The sequence below is a fragment of the Rhizobium sp. BR 317 genome (assembly GCF_047445835.1).
Lineage (GTDB): Bacteria > Pseudomonadota > Alphaproteobacteria > Rhizobiales > Rhizobiaceae > Rhizobium > Rhizobium paranaense.
Map to the genome: position 1 here is coordinate 48,058 of NZ_JARWLB010000007.1, position 22,540 is coordinate 70,597.

General features: G+C 61.4%; 19 protein-coding genes. 5 read left to right on the plus strand and 14 right to left on the minus strand.

Annotation, left to right across the window (positions count from 1 at the left end; genetic code table 11):
• Positions 1-252 precede the first annotated feature (252 nt).
• The 11 genes from fliF to QD357_RS13045 form a co-directional block, all read right to left on the minus strand.
• Positions 253-1,932, minus strand: a complete 1,680-nt coding sequence (gene fliF, locus QD357_RS12995; protein ID WP_107106974.1) for a flagellar basal-body MS-ring/collar protein FliF — start codon at positions 1,930-1,932, stop codon at positions 253-255.
• A gap of 166 nt (positions 1,933-2,098) precedes the next feature.
• Positions 2,099-2,488, minus strand: a complete 390-nt coding sequence (cheT, locus tag QD357_RS13000; protein WP_107106973.1) for a chemotaxis protein CheT — start codon at positions 2,486-2,488, stop codon at positions 2,099-2,101.
• Positions 2,489-2,505: 17 nt separating this feature from the next.
• The gene (gene cheD, locus QD357_RS13005) at positions 2,506-3,060 is read right to left on the minus strand and encodes a chemoreceptor glutamine deamidase CheD (RefSeq protein ID WP_028751183.1); all 555 of its coding nucleotides are present in this window, start codon (positions 3,058-3,060) and stop codon (positions 2,506-2,508) included.
• Positions 3,057-3,446: a response regulator gene (locus QD357_RS13010; protein ID WP_107106972.1), complete on the minus strand. Its 390-nt coding sequence runs from the start codon at positions 3,444-3,446 to the stop codon at positions 3,057-3,059. The genes cheD and QD357_RS13010 overlap by 4 nt, the downstream gene beginning before the upstream one ends.
• Positions 3,446-4,489, minus strand: coding sequence for a protein-glutamate O-methylesterase CheB (gene cheB, locus QD357_RS13015; RefSeq protein WP_107106971.1), 1,044 nt, complete (start codon positions 4,487-4,489; stop codon positions 3,446-3,448). The genes QD357_RS13010 and cheB overlap by 1 nt, the downstream gene beginning before the upstream one ends.
• Positions 4,486-5,394: a protein-glutamate O-methyltransferase CheR gene (gene cheR, locus QD357_RS13020; protein WP_107106970.1), complete on the minus strand. Its 909-nt coding sequence runs from the start codon at positions 5,392-5,394 to the stop codon at positions 4,486-4,488. The genes cheB and cheR overlap by 4 nt, the downstream gene beginning before the upstream one ends.
• A complete protein-coding gene (locus QD357_RS13025) occupies positions 5,391-5,858 on the minus strand; it encodes a chemotaxis protein CheW (RefSeq protein ID WP_107106969.1) in 468 nt (155 codons plus the stop codon). The genes cheR and QD357_RS13025 overlap by 4 nt, the downstream gene beginning before the upstream one ends.
• Before the next feature lie 4 nt (positions 5,859-5,862).
• Positions 5,863-8,163, minus strand: coding sequence for a chemotaxis protein CheA (locus QD357_RS13030; protein ID WP_414124414.1), 2,301 nt, complete (start codon positions 8,161-8,163; stop codon positions 5,863-5,865).
• Positions 8,164-8,178: 15 nt separating this feature from the next.
• The gene (gene cheY1, locus QD357_RS13035; RefSeq protein WP_028751177.1) at positions 8,179-8,544 is read right to left on the minus strand and encodes a chemotaxis response regulator CheY1; all 366 of its coding nucleotides are present in this window, start codon (positions 8,542-8,544) and stop codon (positions 8,179-8,181) included.
• Positions 8,541-8,837, minus strand: a complete 297-nt coding sequence (locus QD357_RS13040) for an STAS domain-containing protein (protein ID WP_107106967.1) — start codon at positions 8,835-8,837, stop codon at positions 8,541-8,543. The genes cheY1 and QD357_RS13040 overlap by 4 nt, the downstream gene beginning before the upstream one ends.
• Before the next feature lie 62 nt (positions 8,838-8,899).
• Positions 8,900-10,546 (minus strand): methyl-accepting chemotaxis protein, encoded by a 1,647-nt coding sequence (locus tag QD357_RS13045; protein WP_107107054.1) that lies wholly within the window; start codon positions 10,544-10,546, stop codon positions 8,900-8,902.
• Between the two features lie 726 nt (positions 10,547-11,272).
• On the opposite strand from QD357_RS13045, the gene QD357_RS13050 reads away from it, so the two are divergent.
• Positions 11,273-12,769, plus strand: a complete 1,497-nt coding sequence (locus tag QD357_RS13050; protein WP_414124415.1) for an ArnT family glycosyltransferase — start codon at positions 11,273-11,275, stop codon at positions 12,767-12,769.
• Positions 12,770-12,864: 95 nt separating this feature from the next.
• On the opposite strand, the gene QD357_RS13055 is transcribed toward QD357_RS13050, so the two are convergent.
• Positions 12,865-13,134 (minus strand): helix-turn-helix domain-containing protein, encoded by a 270-nt coding sequence (locus tag QD357_RS13055; RefSeq protein WP_414124462.1) that lies wholly within the window; start codon positions 13,132-13,134, stop codon positions 12,865-12,867.
• 79 nt (positions 13,135-13,213) lie between these two features.
• On the opposite strand from QD357_RS13055, the gene QD357_RS13060 reads away from it, so the two are divergent.
• From QD357_RS13060 to secD, 3 genes are all read left to right on the plus strand, one after another.
• Positions 13,214-15,067 (plus strand): cation:proton antiporter, encoded by a 1,854-nt coding sequence (locus QD357_RS13060; RefSeq protein WP_414124416.1) that lies wholly within the window; start codon positions 13,214-13,216, stop codon positions 15,065-15,067.
• A gap of 66 nt (positions 15,068-15,133) precedes the next feature.
• Positions 15,134-15,505 carry a hypothetical protein gene (locus QD357_RS13065; RefSeq protein ID WP_245407407.1) on the plus strand — a complete coding sequence of 124 codons (372 nt, stop codon included), beginning with the start codon at positions 15,134-15,136 and terminating at the stop codon, positions 15,503-15,505.
• A gap of 93 nt (positions 15,506-15,598) precedes the next feature.
• A complete protein-coding gene (secD, locus tag QD357_RS13070; RefSeq protein ID WP_107106961.1) occupies positions 15,599-18,154 on the plus strand; it encodes a protein translocase subunit SecD in 2,556 nt (851 codons plus the stop codon).
• A 62-nt stretch (positions 18,155-18,216) separates the two neighbouring features.
• Here the strand turns inward: secD and QD357_RS13075 are convergent, their stop codons facing one another.
• A complete protein-coding gene (locus tag QD357_RS13075) occupies positions 18,217-19,086 on the minus strand; it encodes an SMP-30/gluconolactonase/LRE family protein (RefSeq protein ID WP_107106960.1) in 870 nt (289 codons plus the stop codon).
• 268 nt (positions 19,087-19,354) lie between these two features.
• On the opposite strand from QD357_RS13075, the gene QD357_RS13080 reads away from it, so the two are divergent.
• Positions 19,355-21,424 (plus strand): ATP-dependent helicase, encoded by a 2,070-nt coding sequence (locus QD357_RS13080; RefSeq protein WP_414124417.1) that lies wholly within the window; start codon positions 19,355-19,357, stop codon positions 21,422-21,424.
• Between the two features lie 224 nt (positions 21,425-21,648).
• Here the strand turns inward: QD357_RS13080 and mmsB are convergent, their stop codons facing one another.
• On the minus strand, positions 21,649-22,530 hold the full coding sequence (gene mmsB / locus QD357_RS13085) for a 3-hydroxyisobutyrate dehydrogenase (protein ID WP_107106958.1): 882 nt from the start codon (positions 22,528-22,530) through the stop codon (positions 21,649-21,651).
• Between the last annotated feature and the right edge of the window lie 10 nt (positions 22,531-22,540).

Sequence of the window (22,540 nt, forward strand, 5' to 3'; positions counted from 1 at the left end):
TACCAAAACACGGATTTTATGATCTGATTCGCGTCGCTTCGACGCAACTACGAATAGATATGATGATTGTAAGTCGATTCCTTCTACCCAGCAACGAAATTTCCGATCAGACCACAGCTTGCAACCACATCCCATCACTCGATTTCGTTATGCTGAATTGAAGCAGATATTTATCAAAACCCAGAGTTTATGCGATCAAGCTGTACTCTTCCGATAACGTGAAAAGACCGGGAGCGTCTCCCGGTCTTTCTATCAGGCGGCGGCGTTGTCGACTGCCCATTTTCTGAGGATCTTGGCGGCGCGTTCCTCGCTGATTTCCACCATGCGCGAGAGGCGGCGTTCCGGCCCTTCCTTGACGCGGCGATTGAAGGTGCCGCCGTCTTCGCCCATCGTCAGCAGATCGTCGGTGCTGTCGAAGCCGAAGTCCGAGCCGAAGCCGTCCATCAGCGCGGCACCCGGTCCGCCGACCGCAGGAGCGAAATCCGGCAGTTCCAGGCCCGCCGCTTCCGGCAGAGCCGCGCCAGCCACACCGCCGCCGAGCGAGCGGATCAGCGGACGGAAGCCCATCCAGACGATGAGGAAGGCAACCGCGACGAAGGCAGCCGAGTTGATGATGCCGGCCATATTGCGGCTCAGCATGCCCATGATGTCGAAGCTCGAGGATGTGTCATCGAGCAACTGGTTGTCGAGGAAGTCCATCGCATTGACGGTCACCACGTCGCCACGGCCAGTGTCCACGCCGGCGGCGGTCGTKACAATCTTCTGCATCTCGGCGATATAGGCGTCGACCTTCGCCTGATCGGCCGGCTGACCGACCATCTGGGCGATGCGACCCTTGTTGACCACAACGGCCACCGAGAGTTTCTCAACCCTGTAGCTGTTGCGGGTCGTCGCCGTCGTCTTGCTGTTGATTTCGTAGTTGGTCTGTTCTTCGCGCTTGTCGGACTGGTCGTTCGATGTCGGCCCGCTGCCGCCGGACTGCGGCGCAGCCTGCGGAATGTTCTGCTCGACGGTTGCCGCCGTATCCGACTGGCGCTGCTGCGACTTCTGCGCTTCCTTGGTGGTACGGACCGAGCGCTCGACCTTCGATTCCGGATCGTAGGTAGTTTCCTGCACCTGCTGGCTGTCGGTATTGAGCTGCGCCGTCACGCTGGAGCGGAAATTGTCCATGCCGAGGAAGGGAGCGAGCGCCTTGTTGATATTCGATTCGACCTCGTCCTGGACGTTCTGCACGATGCCGAGATTGCGGTTCAGCGCGCCATTGCTCGGATCGTCGCCAGAGGCGAGCAATTGGCCGGTGGAATCGAGAATCGTGACGTCGTCGACCTCAAGGCCGGGAACGGCAGAGGCAACGAGATGGCGGATGGCCTGGGCCGACTTGCGCGCCGATTCGGCGTTCGCTCGGATCATGACGGAAGCCGTCGGCTTCTGGTCCGCCTTACGGAAGTTGCCGACATCCTGCATGACGATGTGGACGCGTGCTGCGCTAATGCCCGTGATCGAGGTGATCGTGCGGGAGATTTCGCCTTCGAGCGCACGGACGCGGGTCACTTCCTGCATGAAGGAGGTCAGGCCGAGAGAGCCGACATTGTCGAAGAGTTCATAGCCGGCATTGGTGCTGTTCGGCAGGCCGCGCTCGGCGAGAAGCAAACGCGCCTTGCCGGTCATGCCAGCCGGCACGGTCAAGCTGGTGCCGTCCGTGCCCACCTGGAAACCGATATTGGCTTCGGCAAGCGCGATGCTGATCTGGTTCAGATCGGTCGCGTCCAGGCCCACATAGAGCGTTTCCTGGGCGGGTTTATTGACGTAGAGGGCTGCAAACAGAATCAGCGCCATGGAAACGACGCCGACGCCCGCCATGATCAGCAGGCGTGTCCTCCCCAGGTTCTGCAGATTCCTGAACAAGGGAACTAATTGATTTAACAGATTCATTCTGTTCTCGCACGATTCGTCAAAGACCTTGATGGCTTTGTGCCCTGCAGCGAAGATAGAAATCGAAACTTGTGCGAGCGTTTCGTCCGGGCCGGAAAAAATGAAAACGTCTAAAAATTTATCCGAGATAATATAGGAAAAACAATATCAGGCGCGGCGCTTCCGATCAGAAGAAATCGAAGTCGCCGGCGGCCTTGGCCAAGGGTTGCGAATGTCCGTGGCGACCGGCGCCGCCGAGAGCCTTCTGCATTTCGGCGAGCTTGACCAGGCTCAGCGCGGTAGCAACATCGACCATCCAGCCCTCCGGCATGCCGCCGGTGATGGTGTCGATGAACTCGGCAATGCCCCGCGTCTTCTGCACAGCGAGATCGATGCCCTGCATGACCTTCATCGAGTCTGGCGAATCCAGCACGTTGACGCCGCCGAGATCGAGCAGTTGCGGTTCGATGCGTTCGATCAGATAGGCGACATCGTGCAATTCCGAGACGATGCGCATGAGGATGGCGGGGAGCGCCTCCTGCATGTCGGATACTTCGGCACGCGGGATCGTGGTCATCAGGTAGTCCTCGTTGATCAGAAAAATTCGATCGTGTTGTCGACCGGCTTCGGGGCTGCAACGGGGCGCTGTTCCAGAGCCACGGTCTTCTGCGTTTCGGCGCCGGTCAACGGGTATTGCCGGGCACGGCCGGAGATCGGCCAATATTCGATCTTGCGTCCATGCTCGCCGCCTGTGCTGGAGCCAACCACCGGAATGCCTTCGTCCCTCAGGAACTGCATGGCGAAGGCGGCATTCTGTTCGCCGACATTAGAGAAAGTGGCAATCGTCTTCGCACCGCCAAAGACCTTGGCTTCCAGCCGGTCACGACGCGCGCCCTGCTTCAGGAGACCGTTGATCAGAAGCTCCATCAGATGCACGCCGTAACGCGTCGCGTCGCCACCACTCGTCGGCGAAGCGGCCGTTCCCGGCAGCAGGAAATGGTTCATGCCGCCGACGCCCGCGATCGGATCACGCAAGCACGCCGCCACACACGAGCCGAGAATGGTCGACAGCACCACGTCCGGATCGTTGATGACCTTGTACTCGCCCTGAATGATGTGCACGCGACGGGCAGCACCCTCAACGATCATTTCAATGCTCCGAACACGGCCTCGATAGCCGCTTTCATCTTTTCAATGGTGAAGGGCTTGGCGAGAACGTTGTTGGCGCCGAGCTGGGCGGCCTTCTGCACCAGCGCACGGTCGCCCTGCGCCGTGAGGATGATGAAGGCCGCTTTCTTCGTCGTTGGATTGGTGCGCACGGCCTGCAGCAGGCCGAGACCATCCATCTTCGGCATGTTGAAGTCGGAGATCACCAGATGATGCGGCTGCTGCTCCATGATCTTCATGCCCTGCTCGCCGTCACCGGCAGAGGTAATTTGCTTGAAGCCCAGTTGCGTCAGCGCATCGCTCAACAACAGACGGCTGGTGACCTGGTCGTCGACGATCAGAACTTTGATCTTCTCCGCTATAGACATTATTCGCTTCCTTCCTTACGGGCGGCTGTTACTTTCAATATTTCCTCGCCAATGGCGTTCAGCGGAACCTGCTGTTCGACTGCACCGAGTTCGAACGCGACCCTCGGCATTCCGTAGACCACGCAGGTCTTTTCGTTCTGGCCGATCGTGCGAGCGCCGGCATGGCGCATCTTGAGAAGACCGGCGGCGCCATCGCGTCCCATGCCAGTCAGGATCACGCCGACCGCGTTGCGGCCGGCGAGCTCGGCGACCGAATCGAAGAGCACATCGACAGAAGGACGATGGCCGTTGACAGGCCCGCGATCGACCAAGCGGCAATGGGGCGCCGATGCGTTGGCGACCTGCAAGTGTCGATCGCCGCCGGGCGCCAGGTAGATCTTGCCGATTTCCAGCCGCGCGCCATCGGTCGCCTCCTGCACCACGGGTGCGCAGAGGCGGTTGAGCCGTTCAGCAAAGCTTCGGGTAAAGGTTGGCGGCATGTGTTGGGTAATGACCGTCGGCGGGCAATTGGCCGGGAATTTCTGCAGGACCGCGATCAGTGCTTCGACGCCGCCGGTGGACGAACCAATCGCAACGATCTTGCGACCGACGCGGAAATCCGCGACCGCTGGGGGCGGAGCATGCTCGGCGGCGGGCTTGCTATATTGCCGCTGCGAACGAGCGGCCGCCTTCACCTTTTCCGCCAGATCGCCGAAAGGACGCGGCTCGCCCGGAGCAGGCTTGCCGACGCAATCGAACGCGCCGATTTCAAGGGCTGCTAGGGTCGCCTCGGCACCACGATGCGTCATGGTCGAGACCATGATGACCGGCATGGGCCGCAGCGTCATGATCTTTTCGAGAAAATCGAGGCCGTTCATGTTCGGCATCTCGATATCGAGCGTCACGACATCGGGATTGAGCGCCTTGATCGCCGCACGCGCTTCCATTGCATCGCCGGCCTGGCCGATGACATCGACCTCCGGATCGGAGCGCAGAACAGCGGTGATCAGGCCACGCATCGTGGCAGAGTCGTCAACGACAAGAACACGGGCGGGGGCGCTCATGCTTTCCTCCCGTTTGAATTGGCAAGACGGCGGTAGGTGGTGATGCCGATATTGTCGAAGATGTGCTTGGCTTCACCCGACACGCGCTCGGAATGGCCGATGTAGAGGTGGCCGTTCTCCGGCAGCAGGCCGGCGAAGCGCGACCAGATCTTCGTCTGCGTCGGTTCGTCGAAATAGATGACGACGTTGCGGCAGAAGATAACATCGAACATGCCCTTGAACGGCCATTGTGCCATCAGGTTCAGCTCGTTGAAGGTGATCAGCCGCTTGACGCGATCGTCGATCTGGAACTTGCGGCGGCCCTGGATGTTGACTTCCTGGAACCATTGCTTGCGCATGACGGGCGAAACCGTTTCGAGCGACGTCTCGTCATAGGCGCCCGCACGGGCAAGGCCGAGGATCTTCGGATCGATATCGGTCGCCAGAATCTTAAAATCGAAATCGGCGGCGTTCGGCAACAGCGACAGAACTGTGAGCGCTATGGAATAGGGCTCCTGCCCGTCGGAACAGGCTGCCGACCAGATGCGAACGCGACCACCGCTTTTGGCGCGGGCCAGAAGGCCGGGGAGAACCTCGTCGCGCAGATGATCGAAATGATGATTCTCGCGGAAGAAGCGGGTGAAATTCGTCGTCAGATGCGACAGCATCTCGCGCCGTGCCGCTGCCCCCGCCGGCGAGGCGACCAGCACGCAATAATCGCGAAAGCCCGGCAGGCCCAGTGCGCGGATATGCTTCGACAGCCGCGAATAGACCAGCGAGGCTTTGGTCTCGTTGAGAGAAATTCCGGCGTCCGAATAGATCATGGCGGCAATTTCGGAAAGATCGCGCCGCGTTAGCGGATATTCGCCGCTGGCCAGCACCTCGTCCGGGGAAGCCCTGAAATCTGTTGCTCCCATCATACTCATGCAGCTTCGCTTTCGCTGTCCGGGAACAGTGTTTCGAGTTCGATAAGGCAGATCATACGGCGGTCGATCGCCAGAATGCCGCGTGCAAACTGCCGCTCATAGTCGGAAGAAATTTCCGGCGTCGGCTGAATATTGTCGTCGGTCACCGTCAGAATATCGGACACGGCGTCGACCAGCAGGCCGACGACCTTGCGCTTGACCTGCGCCACGATAATCACATGGCGTGCGGTCGGCTCGGCGCGCTTCATGCCGAGGCGGGCCGAGAGATCGACGATCGGCAAGACGGCGCCGCGCAGGTTGATAATGCCAAGGACATGGGCCGGCGAATGCGGCATGGCCGTCGCCGGCGTCCAGCCGCGGATTTCACGAACCGACATGATATCGACGCAGAATTCCTGATCGCCGATGCGGAAGGCGATCAGCTCACGGGCACCCTGGGTCATGTTCTTGACGGCGTATGACATAGGCCTAACCCGCTGCTGCGTACGACATCTCGGCCTTCAGCGACTGCCCGCGGGAGGCGCCGACTACAGCATCAACGTCGAGGATGAGAGCGACGCGCCCATCGCCAAGGATGGTCGCAGCGGCGATGCCGGGCACATGCGTGTAGTTCGCTTCGAGGCTCTTGATGACGACCTGGCGCTGGCCCTGGATGGCATCGACCATCAGAGCGCGCTGGCCGCCGCCTTCCGATTCCACAAGCAGCGCGACACCGTCGACCGGATTGGCCTGCGTGGCGCGGAAGTTCAGGATGCGGCCGACATCGACCAGCGGGCAGAAGCTGTTGCGGATCGAGATCAGGCGGTGGTTGGCGCCGAAGGAATGGATCGCGGCGGCTTCCGGCTGCAGGGTCTCGACGATGGCGGTGAGTGGCACGACCAGCGTCTGGCCGGCCACCGTCACCACCATGCCGTCGAGGACGGCCAGCGTCAGCGGCAGGCTCATGGTGAAGACCGAGCCATGTCCCGGCTTGGAGCTGATATTGATGCGGCCACCGAGCGCCTGGATCGAGCGCTTGACGACGTCCATGCCGACGCCGCGGCCGGAAATGTCGGAGATCTTATCGGCCGTCGAGAAGCCCGGCAGGAAGATCAGGTTGTCGATCTCCTCGTCCGAGAGGTTGGCATCGGCAGGGATGAGATCGTTGTCGATCGCCTTCTGACGCACCTTCTCGCGGTTGATGCCGGCGCCGTCGTCGGCGAGTTCGATCAGGATGCGGCCGGACCGGTGCTTTGCCGTCAGGCGAACCGTGCCTTCCGGGTTCTTGCCGAGCGCCGTGCGCTTTTCCGGGGTTTCGACACCGTGGTCGACGGCGTTGCGGATCATGTGGGTGAGCGGCTCGGCCAGCTTATCGATGACCGTCTTGTCGACTTCGGTGTTTTCACCCTCGGTGATCAGGCGGATCGACTTGCCGGTCATGTCGGCGATTTCACGGACGATACGCGACATGCGCTGGAAGACCGGCTTCACCGGCTGCGCGCGGATCGCCATGACGCTGTCCTGGATCTCGCGGGTGAGCTGCTGCAGCTCTTCGAGGCCCATGTTGATCGAGGATGCGCCATTGTTGTCATTCTCGATGACGCTCTGCGACAGCATCGCCTGGTTGATGACAAGCTCGCCGACGAGGTTGATCAGACGGTCGACACGGTCGAGATCGACGCGGATGGTCTGACCGGCGGCGGCGGCATTGTTCTGCGCGGCAGCATTGGCAGCGGCAGCAGCGGCGGCTGCCGCGGCTTCCTTCTTTTCGACACGAGCTGCAGCAGAGGCAAGCTGCGTGACATTGCTTGCCGTTTCGGCGGCTGCAACGGCGGCGGCGGCATCGCTTTTCGGCTGCGGCGCTTCGGCGGTTTCCACAGCCGGCTCATCGCTGTCGAGAACGGAGAGATCGAAGGGCACGGGGACCATCGGCAATTCTTCATCGGTACCAGCAGCGGCGTCTTCGACCAGCCGGATATCGAGCTCGCAATCCCATTCGGCAAATTCGAAGACGGTGCGGATGGCGTCTTCACCCTTGTCCGTCTTGATCGAGATCGTCCACTTGAAGTAGGCGCCTTCGGGATCAAGCTGATCGAGGCCCGGCAGGGCGTCCGTGTTGCAATGGATGCTCATCTCGCCGACGCGCGAGAGATCGCGCAGCAGCAGCGTGGCGTCGTTGCCTTTGGCGTAGAGATCGGAGCGCGGCTTGAAGCTGACTTCGTATTCCGGCATGCCCGCAGACGCTTCGTCGCCACCGAAATCATCGTCGAAGCTGAAGGGGATCGGCTGAAAACCGCTGTCATCCGTGGGAGCGGGCGCGGCTTTGACGGGGGTCGGAGCTGGGGCGAGTGCAGCGGCCTTTGCCGGCTTCGGCGCGGCTTCGGCGGCTGCCGATGCCGAGGGCAATTCGCCGTGGGCCAAAGCTTCCAGTTCCTTGACCAGGCCCCTGCTGCGGGCCTGATCGACACTGCCGCMATCGCGGGCGGCGTTGGTCAGGTCCGCCAGAACGTCGGCGGCCTTGAGCATGACCTTCAGGACATCCTGGGTCGGCTCCAGCTTGTTGGATCGAACACAATCGAGCGTCGTCTCGAAGACGTGGGCAAAGGCGACAAGGTCATCCAGACCGAAGGCCCCTGCCCCACCCTTGATGGAATGAACGGCACGGAAGACGGCGTTGACGGTTTCCGGATCCCGGTCGCCATCATTCATTTTCAGGAGACCGGATTCCAGTTCGGCGAGCTGCTCCTCGCACTCCTGGAAGAAAATCTCTTTGATTTCGTTCATATCCATAGGAACAGATCCTGTTTAAGCGGTTACACGCTCGATGGCATCGATCAGTTTGGCGGGATCGAAGGGCTTGACGATCCAGCCCGTCGCACCGGCCTGACGGGCACGGTTCTTCTTTTCGGCGTCGCTTTCGGTCGTCAGCACCAGGATCGGGATGGCCCGGTACTTGTCGTTGCGGCGCACGCCCTCGATGAAGCCGAAGCCATCAAGGCGCGGCATGTTGATGTCCGTGACGATGACGTCGGGATTGGCTTCTTCCAAAACCTCGAGACCCTCGACTCCGTCTTCGGCCTGGATGGTCTCGAAGCCGGCGTTGTTGAGGGTGACGAGAAGCATGTTTCGAATGGTCCGTGAATCATCCACGGTCAGCACTTTTTTCTTCATTGCCGGATCTCCTTGGCAAGCAGGTGATCGATGTCGACGCCGATCAACTGCATCGTTTTTTGAAATGCGTCCGACACCTTCGAAAAGGTGAAGGACAGCTTGTCTTCATTCCAAGTCTTGGCGGCGGCCATGATGACCTGGACGCACAAGGCCCCGATCCTCTCGACGCCGGACGCATCGATCACGACATTGCTGCCGCGCAGTCCCACCAACTTGCCGCGAAGCGTCGAGGCTTCGTTGAGGTCCAGCACCGCGGCCAGACTGATTGTCTTTTCGCCCTTCCTGCTCGGCATCGCTTTATTCCTTGTTGCCTAAAATCGGGTCCCACAGCCCGCATGCGCATAAAATAGAGATGTCAGTATGCATTCCGTTCGCCCCCGAACCCGGCCCTGCGAAGCGGAAAATCGAATTCGGCGGCACTCCCCTCGTCACGCCCGGCAAGCCCTTCGTCGCGCTGAGCGATCGGCAAGCGTTGCGGGGCATTCACCGGGCGCGGCACCGCCGCATGGCGACGCTCGCGCTCCAGGCGGAATTCGCGGATCGTCTGGCCAAGTTCCAGGATGACGGTATGAAGATGATCGGCGCCCTCATTCGAGCGACGGGCAAGGCTTTCGGTGGCAGCGGCGCGTTCGCCGAAGCCGCCGATATCCGTCGTCACTGTGCGCAAGCCGGCTGCCTGTTCATCGGTGGCGGCGGCGATGCCGGAAATAGCATCGTTGATATCGGTCACCTGACGGACGATGCCGCCGATCGCTTCCTGCGTGCGGCCGACCATCTGCACGCCGGCATCGACCTGCGCCTTGGTGCCCGTCACCAGCACCTTGATCTCGCGAGCCGCATCGGCGGAGCGTTGGGCAAGCGCGCGGACTTCCTGCGCGACGACGGCAAAGCCGCGGCCGCTATCGCCGGCGCGCGCGGCTTCGATACCGGCGTTGAGCGCCAGCAAATTGGTCTGGAAAGCGATCTCGTCAATGACGCCGATGATCTGGCCGATCTTTTCCGCCGACGTCTCGATATCGGCCATGGCGGAAATCGCCTGGCCGACGACCCGGCCGCTGTCTTCGGCAGCAACACGGGTGGAGGCGGCGGCGCGCTCGGCCGACCGAGTGGTCGCGGCATTGCTGCGAACCTGATCGGCCAGTTCGGCGAGCTGCCTTGCCGACAAGGCAAGCCCTTGGGATTGCTCCATGGAATTTTGAGCGAGGGAACGGGAATCGCGTGCGAGCGCATCCGTCGCCGCATCGGCGGCCTGCACCCTGCCGGACAGTGCCGCAAATTGCTCCTGGATGTCGTCCAGAGCGGCATTCAGCGTCTGCGCCAGTTCTGCATAGGCTTCTGGACCATCAGCAGGCAGGCGGGCGGTCAGATCGCGTTCCGCAAGGCTGCGAATGACATCGGCAAAGAGTCCGGCAGCTTCGGCATGATCGGAGCTACGCTGTTCGGCAAGCGCCCGCTGATGGTTGAGCCGCAGCTCGTTGAAACGCAGCGACACGGCGATTTCGACATCAACCATGACGAGGCGGACGGCAGCCGTGATCAGTTCGCTCAGCTCACGGGCGCGGCGCTTGGTGCCGGGCAGGATGGCGCGGCCGCCCATCTCCTCGACGATCCCAGAGAGAAGATGCTCCAGCACCACGCCGTGACCGGCGACGTGCCAGCGCGGGTCGAGCCCCATCTTGCTTTCGGTATCGGAGAGAACCTTGACGCGCTCGGCATAGAGGCTGTCAAAACGGGCATCCGTCAACACGCCCCAGTGCGAGGATTGCAGGTCCTGCAGCCGTTCGAGCTGGCTTTCACTGTTAAAATTACGGGAGGCGTCCGGAAAAGTCTGGAGGCGGTGGAAGAGATCGCGCAGGCCGGCTTTCAGATGCGCGTCGAACATCGGCCGGTTGCGGCGCACGATTTCGCATTGCTCGGCATCGAGACCAGCAAAACGCAAACGGTCGCGAAGGCTGCCCGCCTGCGCCCGTCCTGCCTGATCTGATGGCGAATCCTGCGCCAAAATCGTCCCCACCGAACTGCCGGGCGTAGAAACGCCGGCGAAACCACTGAATGATCCGGTTCAGACGCGATGAAGAGACGAGGACAGGTGCACGCCGCCTCCGGTTTATTGACCGGGACGCTGAAGCTCGCTCGTTCATCAAGGCCTGTTCGGACCGTTTGATGACATTGATACCGGATCTGACCCGGTACGACGGGGCGGCTTCATGCCTGGTGAGAACGAGTGACAGTTTTCCCATTCCGACGTGCTAGTCCAATGTTTATGGTTAATTCCTTGCTTGAAGGTTAATAAGACCCGGTAGCTATCCCGTTTTGATTTAAACTATCTCGGTTCGATTTCCGTTGGCGGTCGTTTTGAGTAAAAACCGCAATATCCGCAAGTCACGGGCAAGCTTCATATTCTAAATTGCTAAGTAGAGACACTTTCGATGTCGATACGGAGAGAGCAATGATTGTTCTTGGTTTGACTGCTTCGCTGACGGCCGGCATGACGCTTGCTGCCTTCGTGTTCCTAAGCCTCATCGATGAGGCTCGCAGCAAAATCGCTCCGCGCGTCCTCTGAGAATCCTGCCTCAAACGCCTTTAGGCGGCAGAAACCTCTTACAAAGAGGCTTTCTTCGCGGCATCCGGGCGCGCTTTTGCCATCGTTCTCTCTCGGCCAGAGCTAGCGTCGGGCTCGATAGTTCCGTATGAAGCCTGACGACCCGGCACAGAGATCGACCTGTTGATGTCCGACACCACCTATTCCGAAACGAGCCACAAGACACTGTCGCTGCCGCTTGCTCTTGCAATCATCTTCGGCGTCACGCTTTGGCGCGTGGTAATGCTGTTCTTCAACAGGACGGATCTCTTCGTCGACGAGGCACAATATTGGTTCTGGGGTCAGAACCTCGACTTCGGCTATTATTCCAAGCCGCCGATCATCGCCTGGGTCATTCGCTTCTTCAATGCGATATCGGGGTCGGACTCGACCTTCTGGATCCGCGTGTCCGCGCCTCTCTTCCATCTTGCCACCGCCCTGATGCTGATGCGGACGACGCGGCGACTGTTCGAGGGGGATGCCGGGCGGGAGATCGAGCCCTGGGTCGGCGTCATCTTCGTTACCCTGCCGGCGGCCTCGCTTTCGGCCGTGCTGATGTCGACGGATACGATTCAAATCCTGTTCGTCACCATTGCCATCTGGGCTTTTCTCGGCCTCACCAAGCGCTCCTCGATCATCGAAGCGCTAATCCTCGGCGTTAGCCTCGGGATCGCCTTCCTAACGAAATATTCGGTGCTTTTCCTGCTGCCCGGCGTCGGTATCGCGATGCTGACGCTGCGTTCGGCACGTATTGCCTGGCGCGACGTGCTCATCGCCGCCATCGCCGGCGCGATCGTCGTTTCCCCTAATCTCTGGTGGAATTTCGCCCATGATGCGGCGACGGTGCGTCACACCGAAAGCATTGCCCACTGGAACGGCGAAGGAAACGGTGGCGGTTTGGCGAAGCATCTGCTCGGCGCGCTCGGATTCCTCGGCGCGCAATTCGGTGTCGTCGGCCCCGTCATGTTCTATGGCATGCTCTGGGCCGCCTGGCGGATGATCAGCGGACAAAGCGACGACCGGGAAAAGCTGCTCGTCTGGCTGTCCATCCCCGTTATCGCATTGATCACGCTGCAGGCGCTGTTTGCAAAGGCCTATGCCAATTGGGCGGTTACCGCCTATGCCGCCGGCACCATCCTCGCCGTCTGGGTGCTCTACCGCCTGACGAAGAAGGGGCTTGCCGTCTCGCTGATCATCGGCTCGGTCGTCGCCTTCCTGCTGCCGATCCTGACCGTGTTTGCCTATGACATCAAGCTGCCGAACGGCGATCTCGTCATGAAGCGGTATGTCGGCCGCAGCGCCATCAGCCTGGAGATCGCCGATATCGCTGCCCAGGCGAATGCCTCGACCATCGTCGCCGATAACCGCGATATACTCGCCGATCTCTTCTATACGCTGAAGGGCAAGCCCTATCATATCTACGCCCGTAACTCTGGCGGCTTCCCGAAAAGCTATTACGAGCAGAATTTTTCGCTGCCATCCAGCGCGACTGATGATGTGCTTTATGTCGATGACGAACCGTTCGATTGCACCACGGGCCGGTCGGAGCTCATCAAGAGCTGGTCGCCCGATTTCGGCAACATGAAAGGCAGGACGCTCTACGCCTACCATCTTTCGCCAAGCTGCCTGGCGCCGAAACCTTAGAGCAATTCCAGGAAAAGTGCAGGGCGGTTTTCCGTCCAGAATGCAAAAAACAAAGGGATAGAGCGGGAAACGATTCCGTGAAACACTAAACCGCTCTAGCCGCGGTCGGAAGTCGGGCGCAGGCAGACGCCCCAACCAAATTCCTGCATTTTCACGAAGACGACTCCACCCTCTTCGAAGGCCAGACGCAGTTGCGCCTCGGTTGCCCGATGAATGTCGTGGCGCCCGCCTTCGTAGTCGCGGATCGTGCTTCGTGATACGCCTGCTCTCTCGGCTATGTCCAACTGGGTCCAGTCGAGCAGCCCGCGTGCCGCGCGGCAGAGCGCAGGAGTGAGAATCGTTGGGTTGCCGCCTTGATTCACGATGAAAAACTGCCCATATTGGTCAACTTAAGCCAAATATGTCATAAACCACACGGGATTTCCAGTATCGAAGGAGACAGCGATGCCACACGATACGCCTTTGATTTCGACCATCGTCATGGGCCTTGTGCTGGCATTCATCTTCGGCGCCATCGCCAATCGCTTCAAACTGCCGCCGCTTGTCGGCTATCTCATTGCGGGCGTGCTCGCAGGCCCGCATACGCCGGGCTTCGTCGCCGACCAGAGCCTTGCGCCGGAACTCGCCGAAATCGGTGTCATCCTGCTGATGTTCGGGGTCGGCCTGCATTTTTCGCTGAAGGATCTGCTGTCAGTCCGTGGCATCGCCGTTCCCGGCGCGATCGTCCAGATCGGCTTCGCAACGCTGCTCGGCTGGGGCCTCGGCGCGCTGATGGGCTGGCCGCTCGGCGGTAGCCTCGTCTTCGGCCTAGCGCTCTCCGTCGCGTCGACGGTCGTTCTCCTGAAAGCCCTGCAGGAGCGGCGGCTGATCGAGAGCGAGCGCGGCAAGATCGCGGTCGGATGGCTGATCGTCGAGGATCTGGCCATGGTGCTGGCCCTCGTGCTCATTCCGGCCGCCGCCAGCATCTCCGCCGATGGTCATGGCGCTACGGAGCCGCTATCGGCCGGCCTCAACCGATTGCTTGGCCTCGATCTCGGCATCACCGGCATTATCGCCATGACGTTGCTGAAAGTCGCGGCCTTCGTCGGGCTCATGCTGGTGTTCGGCCGGCGGATCATTCCCTGGATCCTGCACCTCATCGCTCATACCGGCTCGCGTGAACTCTTCCGCCTCGGTGTCCTCGCCATTGCGCTTGGCGTCGCGTTCGGGGCTGCGAAACTCTTCGGCGTGTCCTTGGCGCTCGGCGCCTTCTTCGCCGGCATGATCCTGTCGGAAAGCGAGCTCAGCCACCGGGCCGCACAGGAAAGCCTGCCGCTGCGCGATGCCTTCGCCGTGCTGTTCTTCGTCTCGGTCGGCATGTTGTTCGACCCCAACATCCTGATCGACAATCCGCTGCCGCTGCTGGCGACTATTTTCATCATCATCATCGGCAAGTCCGTCGCCGCCTTTTTTATCGTGCTCGCCTTCCGCAAGCCGATGAGCACGGCGCTGACCATCTCCGCCAGTCTGGCGCAGATCGGCGAATTCTCCTTCATCCTCGCCGCGCTCGGCTCCGATCTCGGGCTGCTGCCGGCCGAAGGCCGCGACCTGATCCTTGGCGGCGCGATCATCTCGATCATTCTCAACCCGCTTGTCTTCATTGCCTGCGACTGGCTGCGGAAGATTCAAGAAACTAAGCCGCACGCCGAAATGCCGGAAGGCACGGAACCGGCCATCCAGGCAGAGCAACCGACGGCGGGCGAAGCCTCGCCTTCCCCTACCAATCCGTCAACGCCCGACGATGTCGGTGAGGAACTGCACGCCGTTACACTGACGGATCATGCGGTGCTGATCGGCTTTGGCCGCGTCGGCAGCATTGTCGGAGAGAAGCTCAAATCTTCCGCCACACCCTTTGTGGTCATCGAAGATTCCGACAAGCGGATCGGCGACCTCGCGCGGCAGGGAATCGAGGCGATTTACGGCAATGCCGCCTCCCCGGAAGTTCTGGCATATGCCAATATTTCCGCCGCGAGCAGCCTGGTCATTGCCATTCCGAATACCTTCGAGGCCTGCCGCGCCGCCGAGCAGGCACGCGCCATCAACCCGTCGATCCTGATCGTCGCCCGCGCCCATTCCGACGCCGAAGTCGATGTGCTCAAGCAATATGGCGCCGATACGGTGATCATGGGAGAGCGGGAAATTGCGCTGGGGATGGTTGACCGGCTGGCGCAAGTGCATCATGACAGGCCGCACTATGAAGACGCGCAGCGTCCTGATATCATGACCGAACCGTCGGAACCCGCTCCGGCAAAGGAATGAAGGCCCTTTTAACCGTTGAACCCGTTCGAATTCGGCGCTGCCGACAGCGAAGAGAACGATAGCAGGATGACGCGACGTGCCGGAGCGCGCGTGATCGCCTCGCTGTTCGTCGCCTTCTTCGCCTACCTCGGACTGGCGCTCGGCGGCGGCATCAATCTTGCCGCGCGGGCCGATGCGGAGGCCTTCTCTTCCGGCAGGGACAACCAACCGCTCTATCTCGCCCTGCGCGATCCGGTGCGTGGCACTGTCGTCGCTGACCGTACGGTCACGCCGAAAGCCACCTGGCACGATATCGGACCGGCGGCGCTTACAGCCGTTCCGTCGCTCGGGCTCCTGACCAATCCGGGGCAGCCGCGCACCCGCGGCGAACTCGCGCGGCATGAATCGCTTGCTTTCCGCGCCTATCTCGCCCGCGCTCCACCGACCGCTTTCATCTGACCGGTTCGCGCGCCTGACGGCGCATTTTCGACATGACCTTACGTCCGCCGGCGGCATGCTCTGCTGGTATCAGTGTATTCAAGGATAATACTCATGCGCACCTCACCATGGCTGGTGTTCACCTATACGGTGATCATCGTGCTTGGCCTTTTCATCGCCCTGCCGAACGTGCTGCCACAGTCGGTCTTAAGCAAAATGCCGTCCTGGCTGCCGCATAGCCAGGTTTCCCTCGGCCTCGACCTTCGTGGCGGCTCCTACCTCGTCCTCGAAGTCGACGAGAAGGACCTGACCAATGGCCGGCTGCAATCGCTGCTGCAAGACTCGCGCCGTGTCCTGCGCGACAAGAACATCCTGACCCGTTCGATCGTCCGCAATGGTGACCAGATCGTCGTCACGCTGACCGATCCGTCGCAGAGCAACGATGCGGTGACGCAGTTGCGGACCCTCGCCAATACGATCTCGTCCGGCCTTTCCGCCGGCCAGTCTGATCTGACGATTACGCCAAATGGCGGCGCGATTGCCATGTCCTTCTCGCCGGCCGGCATCGCCGCCAACGTCGATTCCGCCGTCCAGCAGAGCTTGGAAGTCATCCGCAAACGCGTCGACCAGGTGGGCGTCGCCGAACCGACCATCCAGCGCGTCGGTCCCAATCGCGTTCTCGTGCAGCTTCCGGGCGCACAAGACCCATCGCGCCTGCGCGAACTGCTCGGCTCGACCGCGAAGATGTCCTTCCATCTGCTCGCCGAGAACGTCGATCCGAAGAACCCCGGTCCTGGCGTTTCCATCCTCAAGGATGATCAGGGCAACAGCTTTCCGGTTCTCGATCGCATCGAGCTCGCCGGCGACCGCCTGACCGACGCCCGCGTCAGCTTCGATCCGAACACGCACGAGCCGCTCGTCACCTTCCGCTTCGACAGTGCCGGCGCAAACCGCTTCGCGGAAATCACCCGCGAAAACGTTGGCAAGCCTTTCGCCATCGTGCTCGACAACAAGGTGCTGAGCGCGCCGAATATTCGCGAGCCGATCACCGGCGGTTCGGGCCAGATCTCGGGCAACTTCACCGCCGACAGCGCGACGACGCTTGCAGCCCTGCTGCGCGCCGGCGCCCTGCCGGCCAAGCTCACCGTCATCGAAGAACGCACTGTTGGCGCCGACCTCGGCAGCGACGCGATCCAGAAGGGTATCTATAGCGGCCTGATCGGCTTCGCCTTGGTTGCCGCCTTCATCTTCGTGCTCTACGGCGCCTGGGGGATTCTCGCGAATGTTGCACTGCTCATCCACACGATCCTGACGTTCTCGGCCCTGACGCTTGTCGGCGCCACGCTTACGCTGCCCGGCATCGCGGGCGTCGTCCTTGGTATCGGCCTGGCGGTTGATGCCAACGTTCTGATCAACGAGCGCATCCGCGAAGAAACCCGCAAGGGCCGCGGCGCCTTCGCCGCCATCGATAACGGCTTCAAGAAGGCTTATTCGACGATTATCGACGGCAACATGACGGCCCTGATCGCCGCCGCCATCCTGTTCTACTTCGGCTCCGGCCCGGTTCGCGGCTTTGCCGTGACTATGGGTCTCGGCCTCATTATCTCGATGTTCACCTCCGTCGCCTTCGTGCGCGTCGTGATGATCGCCATCACCCGTCGCCGCAAGCTGAAGGTGCTCAACATCAGGCCGCTGATCCCCTTCAGCCCCTATGACAAGCACATCCAGTTCATGAAGGCCCGCTTCTTTGGCGTCACCGTCTCGGCGATCCTGTCGATCGCCTCGGTGGTCCTGTTCATCCATCCGGGCCTCAACTACGGCGTCGATTTCCGCGGCGGCATCCAGATGTCCGTCAAGACCAAGGACGCGGCCGATTTGGCTACGTTCCGCGAGGGCCTGAACACGCTCGGCCTCGGCGAAATCGCACTGCAGTCCTTCGGCGACAACAACAGCCTCCTTGTCCGCGCCCAGCGCCAGGACGGCGGCGAAGAGGCGCAGACGGCCGCGGTCACCAAGCTCAAGGCAGAAATCATCAAGATCGACCCAACCGCGACCATCGAAGGCACGGATGTCATCGGTCCGAAGGTTTCGGGCGAGCTTGCCTGGGCCGGCATCCTGTCGGTCGTGATCGCCAGCTTGGCGATGCTGTTCTACATCTGGTTTCGCTTCGAATGGCCGTTCGCGGTCGGCGCCATCGTCACTCTGGTACTCGACGTCACCAAGGCGATCGGCTTCTTCGCGATCACCGGCCTCGATTTCAACCTGACGGCCATCGCCGCTATCCTGACGCTGGTCGGTTACTCGGTGAACGATAAGGTCGTGGTCTATGACCGCATGCGTGAAAACATGCGGCTCTACAAGTCGATGCCGCTGCGCGACATCATCGACAAGTCGATCAACGAGACCCTGGCGCGAAGCCTCTATACCAACGCCACCGCCTTCCTGGCGCTGGTGCCGATGGCAATCTGGGGCGGCAGCGCCGTCTCCAGCTTCGCGATCCCGATGGTGTTCGGCATACTCGTCGCTGGTGCCTCGTCGGTCTTCATCGCCGCTCCGATCTTGCTGTTCCTCGGCGATTGGCGCCGCCGCCATGCCAAGGCGGTCGCCAACGACGCCGAGTCGGACGACAAGTCCGGCAAGGACAACAAGCAAATCCCCGCCGCCGAATAAGCGACAGACGGACACGAACAAGGGCATGCCCGGTTTCCGGGCATGCCCATTCTGCCTCCGGATCAGATGGACGGCATGTGCAGCGGCAGTCCTGGACGCGGTGCCGCTATTCTCTCCAAAACACCGTTTTCCTGCTCTGTGATGAGCGCATATTTGCCATCGAGGGTGAAGGCGATATTGCCCGGCCGGGTACCATTGGTGCGTATACGGCCGGCGATCTTCCCGGTGGGATCGATCAGGCAGATCTCGCCTTGCCCGTAGATCGCACAATAGAGCGTGCCATTGCGGTCGAAGGCCATGCCGGCCGGCCCGCGCAACGCCTTCACGGCAGGCGTCTGCATCACCTGTGCAAACAATTCCTGCCGCCCGCCGACGATCTGGCGATAGATTTTCCCGGTCAAGGTCTCGCTGTAGTAGAGCAAGCCATCCGGCCCGAAGGCAATGCCGTTGGCATAGAGCAAGCCGGCCGCCAGCACGCGCAGCACCCGTCCCTCCGCCGGATCGATCTGGTAGACACGACCGTTATAAGGCGCCCGGAAGAAATCAGGATTGATGTCAGCGCCGTCGAGCAGATCGGAGATGCGGACGCCGGAATCGGTCATGTAGAGCAGGCCGTCCGGGCCGAAGGCGAGGTCGTTCGGATAAAGAAACGGGCCATCGCTGCCGCCTTCGATCACCTGCAGGGTGCGGCCTTCTGGAGAGACCTTAACAAGGGAGTTTTCCGGACCGCCCGCCACCCAGAAACATTGATCGCCATCGACCGCGAGCCCAGTCGGTCGGCCGCCGGGCCGGCAGATTTCGCGGCGGACACCGGCCACAACCATTGTCAGGCAACGGCGGCTCTCACCGGTCTCCACAAGCGCGATACGCCCGTCCGTCAGGGCTACCGGCCCCTCAGGCTGGCGCAGTCCGGTGGCGATCGTCTCGTTCATGGTCGGGAACCCTCACCCAGCGCGCCGAAACCCCAAAATCATGTGTCAAAATGGTAAATAAGTACCCCAAAGGCTTTTTTCGAGCCGACGTTGGTTAAATCTGAACCAATTTCATGACGGGAGGGTCACATCTCTGTGCAGATCCGGCCGAGCTTGACAGTTTCAGTCAATTCGGAACATTCATCGAACATTCGGATATTATTGCGAACTTGATTCGTCACCGATTCTGTGGTCGCGCGCCTGCCGTCCGAAGCCTTCAGGAGAGCCCATGACTGCTGCCTATCTGGAAAAGCTGAACCCGGAGCAGCGGCTGGCGGTGGAGCACGGCACGACGGTCGAAGGCAGCCATATCGCCGGCCCGCTGCTGGTGATTGCCGGTGCAGGCTCCGGCAAGACCAATACGCTGGCCCATCGCGTCGCGCATCTCATCGTCAAGGGCGCCGATCCTCGCCGCATCCTGCTGATGACCTTTTCTCGCCGGGCGGCGGCCGAAATGGGCCGCCGCGTCGAGCGCATCTGTCGCGATGTGCTTGGCGCCAATGCCGGCATCATGGCCGACGCGCTTGCCTGGACCGGCACGTTCCATGGCATCGGCGCGCGGCTCCTGCGCGATTATGCCGAACAGATCGGCCTTGATCCGGCCTTCACGATCCATGACCGCGAAGACAGCGCCGACCTGATGAACCTCGTGCGCCACGAGCTTGGCTTCTCCAAGCTGGAAAACCGCTTTCCGACCAAGGCGACCTGCCTCTCGATCTATTCCCGCGCCGTCAATTCGGAAGCGCCGCTCGAAGAGATGCTGCGTGATTTCTTCCCCTGGTGCGCCGCCTGGGAAAAGCAGTTGCGCGACCTCTTCGCGGCCTATGTCGAGGCCAAGCAGGCGCAGAATGTGCTCGATTACGATGATCTGCTGCTCTATTGGGCGCATATGCTGCATGAACCGCTGATCGCCGAAGATATCGGCGGTCGCTTCGACCATGTATTGGTCGACGAATATCAGGACACCAACCGGCTGCAGTCGTCGATCCTGCTGGCGCTGAAGCCTGACGGTCAGGGACTGACCGTCGTCGGCGACGATGCGCAGTCGATCTATTCCTTCCGCGCGGCCACGGTGCGCAACATCCTCGACTTCCCGACCTCCTTTACCCCGGCTGCCAACATCGTCACGCTCGACCGCAACTACCGCTCGACACAACCGATCCTGGCCGCCGCCAACGCGGTGATCGATCTTGCTTCCGAGCGTTTCACCAAGAACCTGCGTACCGAACGCCAGAGCGCGGAGCGGCCGCGGCTGGTAACGGTGCGCGACGAAAGCGATCAGGCGCGTTACATCGCCGATCAGGTACTGGAAAATCGGGAGAGCGGTGCGAAGCTGAAGCAGCAGGCCGTGCTTTTCCGCGCTTCGCATCACAGTGGACCGTTGGAAGTGGAGCTTACCCGCCGCAATATCCCCTTCGTCAAATTCGGCGGGCTGAAGTTTCTCGACAGCGCCCATGTCAAGGACATGCTCGCCGCCCTGCGCTTTGCACAGAACCCGCGCGATCGCGTCGCCGGCTTCCGGCTGATGCAGCTTTTGCCGGGCGTCGGCCCTTCGACCGCCCAGCGCGTACTCGACCACATTGGCGAACAGGCCAGTCCAATGGCGGCCCTTGCCGATTTTCCGGCGCCGCCGCGCTCGGGCGAGGACTGGACGACTTTCGTAGCAACCATGCAGGAGCTCAAGACCGGAAAAGCGGGATGGCCTGCGGAAATCGGTCTCGTTCGGCAATGGTACGAGCCGCATCTGGAGCGGGCGCATGAGGATGCGGCGACACGCCAGGCGGACTTGATCCAGCTCGAACAGATCGCCGGCGGCTATGGCTCGCGAGAGCGCTTCCTCACCGAACTGACGCTCGATCCACCCGATGCTACTAGCGATCAAGCGGGCGTGCCGCTGCTCGATGAGGACTATCTCATCCTCTCGACCATCCATTCCGCCAAGGGTCAGGAATGGACGAAGGTGTTCGTCCTCAATGCCGTCGACGGCTGCATTCCGGCGGATCTCGCGGTCGGCTCTTCCTCCGAGATCGAGGAGGAACGACGGCTGCTCTATGTCGCCATGACACGGGCGAAAGACAATCTCGATCTTGTCATTCCGCAACGGTTCTTCGTGCACGGTCAGCATGCGCAAGGCGACAAGCACGTCTTTGCCTCACGCACGCGCTTCATTCCGGCGACATTGCTGCAGTTTTTCGAGGTTTGCGGCTGGCCGCAGGCAAGGGCCGAAAGCGCCGCCGCCATTAGGGCGCGGCAGGTGCGCGTCGATGTCGGCGCGCGGATGCGCGGCATGTGGCGGTAAGTGGGGCTTATTTGTAGAGGTCGCTGTTCCGGCAAGGCCCCTCACCCTAGCCCCCTCCCCGCTCGCGGGGAGAGGGGACGACCTCACAAAGAACTAAGCCTCCCCCGAGCCGAAACTACCTGGGGCACAACTCCCCCTCACCCCGGCCCTCTCCCCGCCTGCGGGGAGAGGGCCGGGGTGAGGGGCATCGGGCTTTCAACTCGCTCGATCGTCACGAGCAATCCTCAGCCCGCCTCCCGAAACATCTCGATAATGGCCGAAAAATCGCGGCCTCCATTGCCGAGCTTCTCGAAGAGCGCATAGAGCTGCGCCGCTTCCGCGCCCAGAGGTGTCGATGCGCCGCTCGACAAAGCGGCCTCCTGTGACAGGCGCAGATCCTTCAGCATCAGGGCTGCCGAGAAGCCGGGCTTGTAGTCGTTGTTAGCCGGCGAAGTCGGCACGGGGCCTGGCACCGGGCAATAGGTGTTGATCGACCAGCACTGGCCGGACGACGTGGAAGCCACATCAAAGAGAGCCTGATGCGAGAGGCCGAGCTTTTCACCGAGCACGAAGGCCTCGCAGACGCCGATCATGGAAATGCCGAGGATCATGTTGTTGCAGATCTTCGCTGCCTGCCCGGCGCCAGCGTCGCCGCAATGGACGATCTTCCGGCCCATGACTTCCAGCAGCGGCTTGGCGCCCGCGAAACTTTCCTTTGAGCCACCGGCCATGAAGGTGAGCGTTCCGGCCGCAGCTCCGCCGGTGCCGCCGGAGACCGGCGCGTCGAGCGATAGGCAGCCGGCATCGCCAGCCATGGCATGGGCCTTGCGGGCGCTGTCGACATCGATGGTCGAGCTGTCAATCAGCAGAGTACCCTTCGGCACGGAGCGCAGGATATCGGTCCAGACCGTCAGCACATGTTGCCCCTTGGGCAACATGGTGATGACCGCTTCCGCATTGGCCAAGGCCTCGGTCAGCACGTTTGCGGCCTTGACGCCCGTCGCCTCCGCGGCCTTCAGCATATCATGGGAGAGATCGAAGCCGATGACGTCATGGCCGGCCTTGACCAGATTGGCGGCCATGGGACCGCCCATATTGCCGAGCCCGATGAATGCGATCCGTGTCATGATGCTTTTC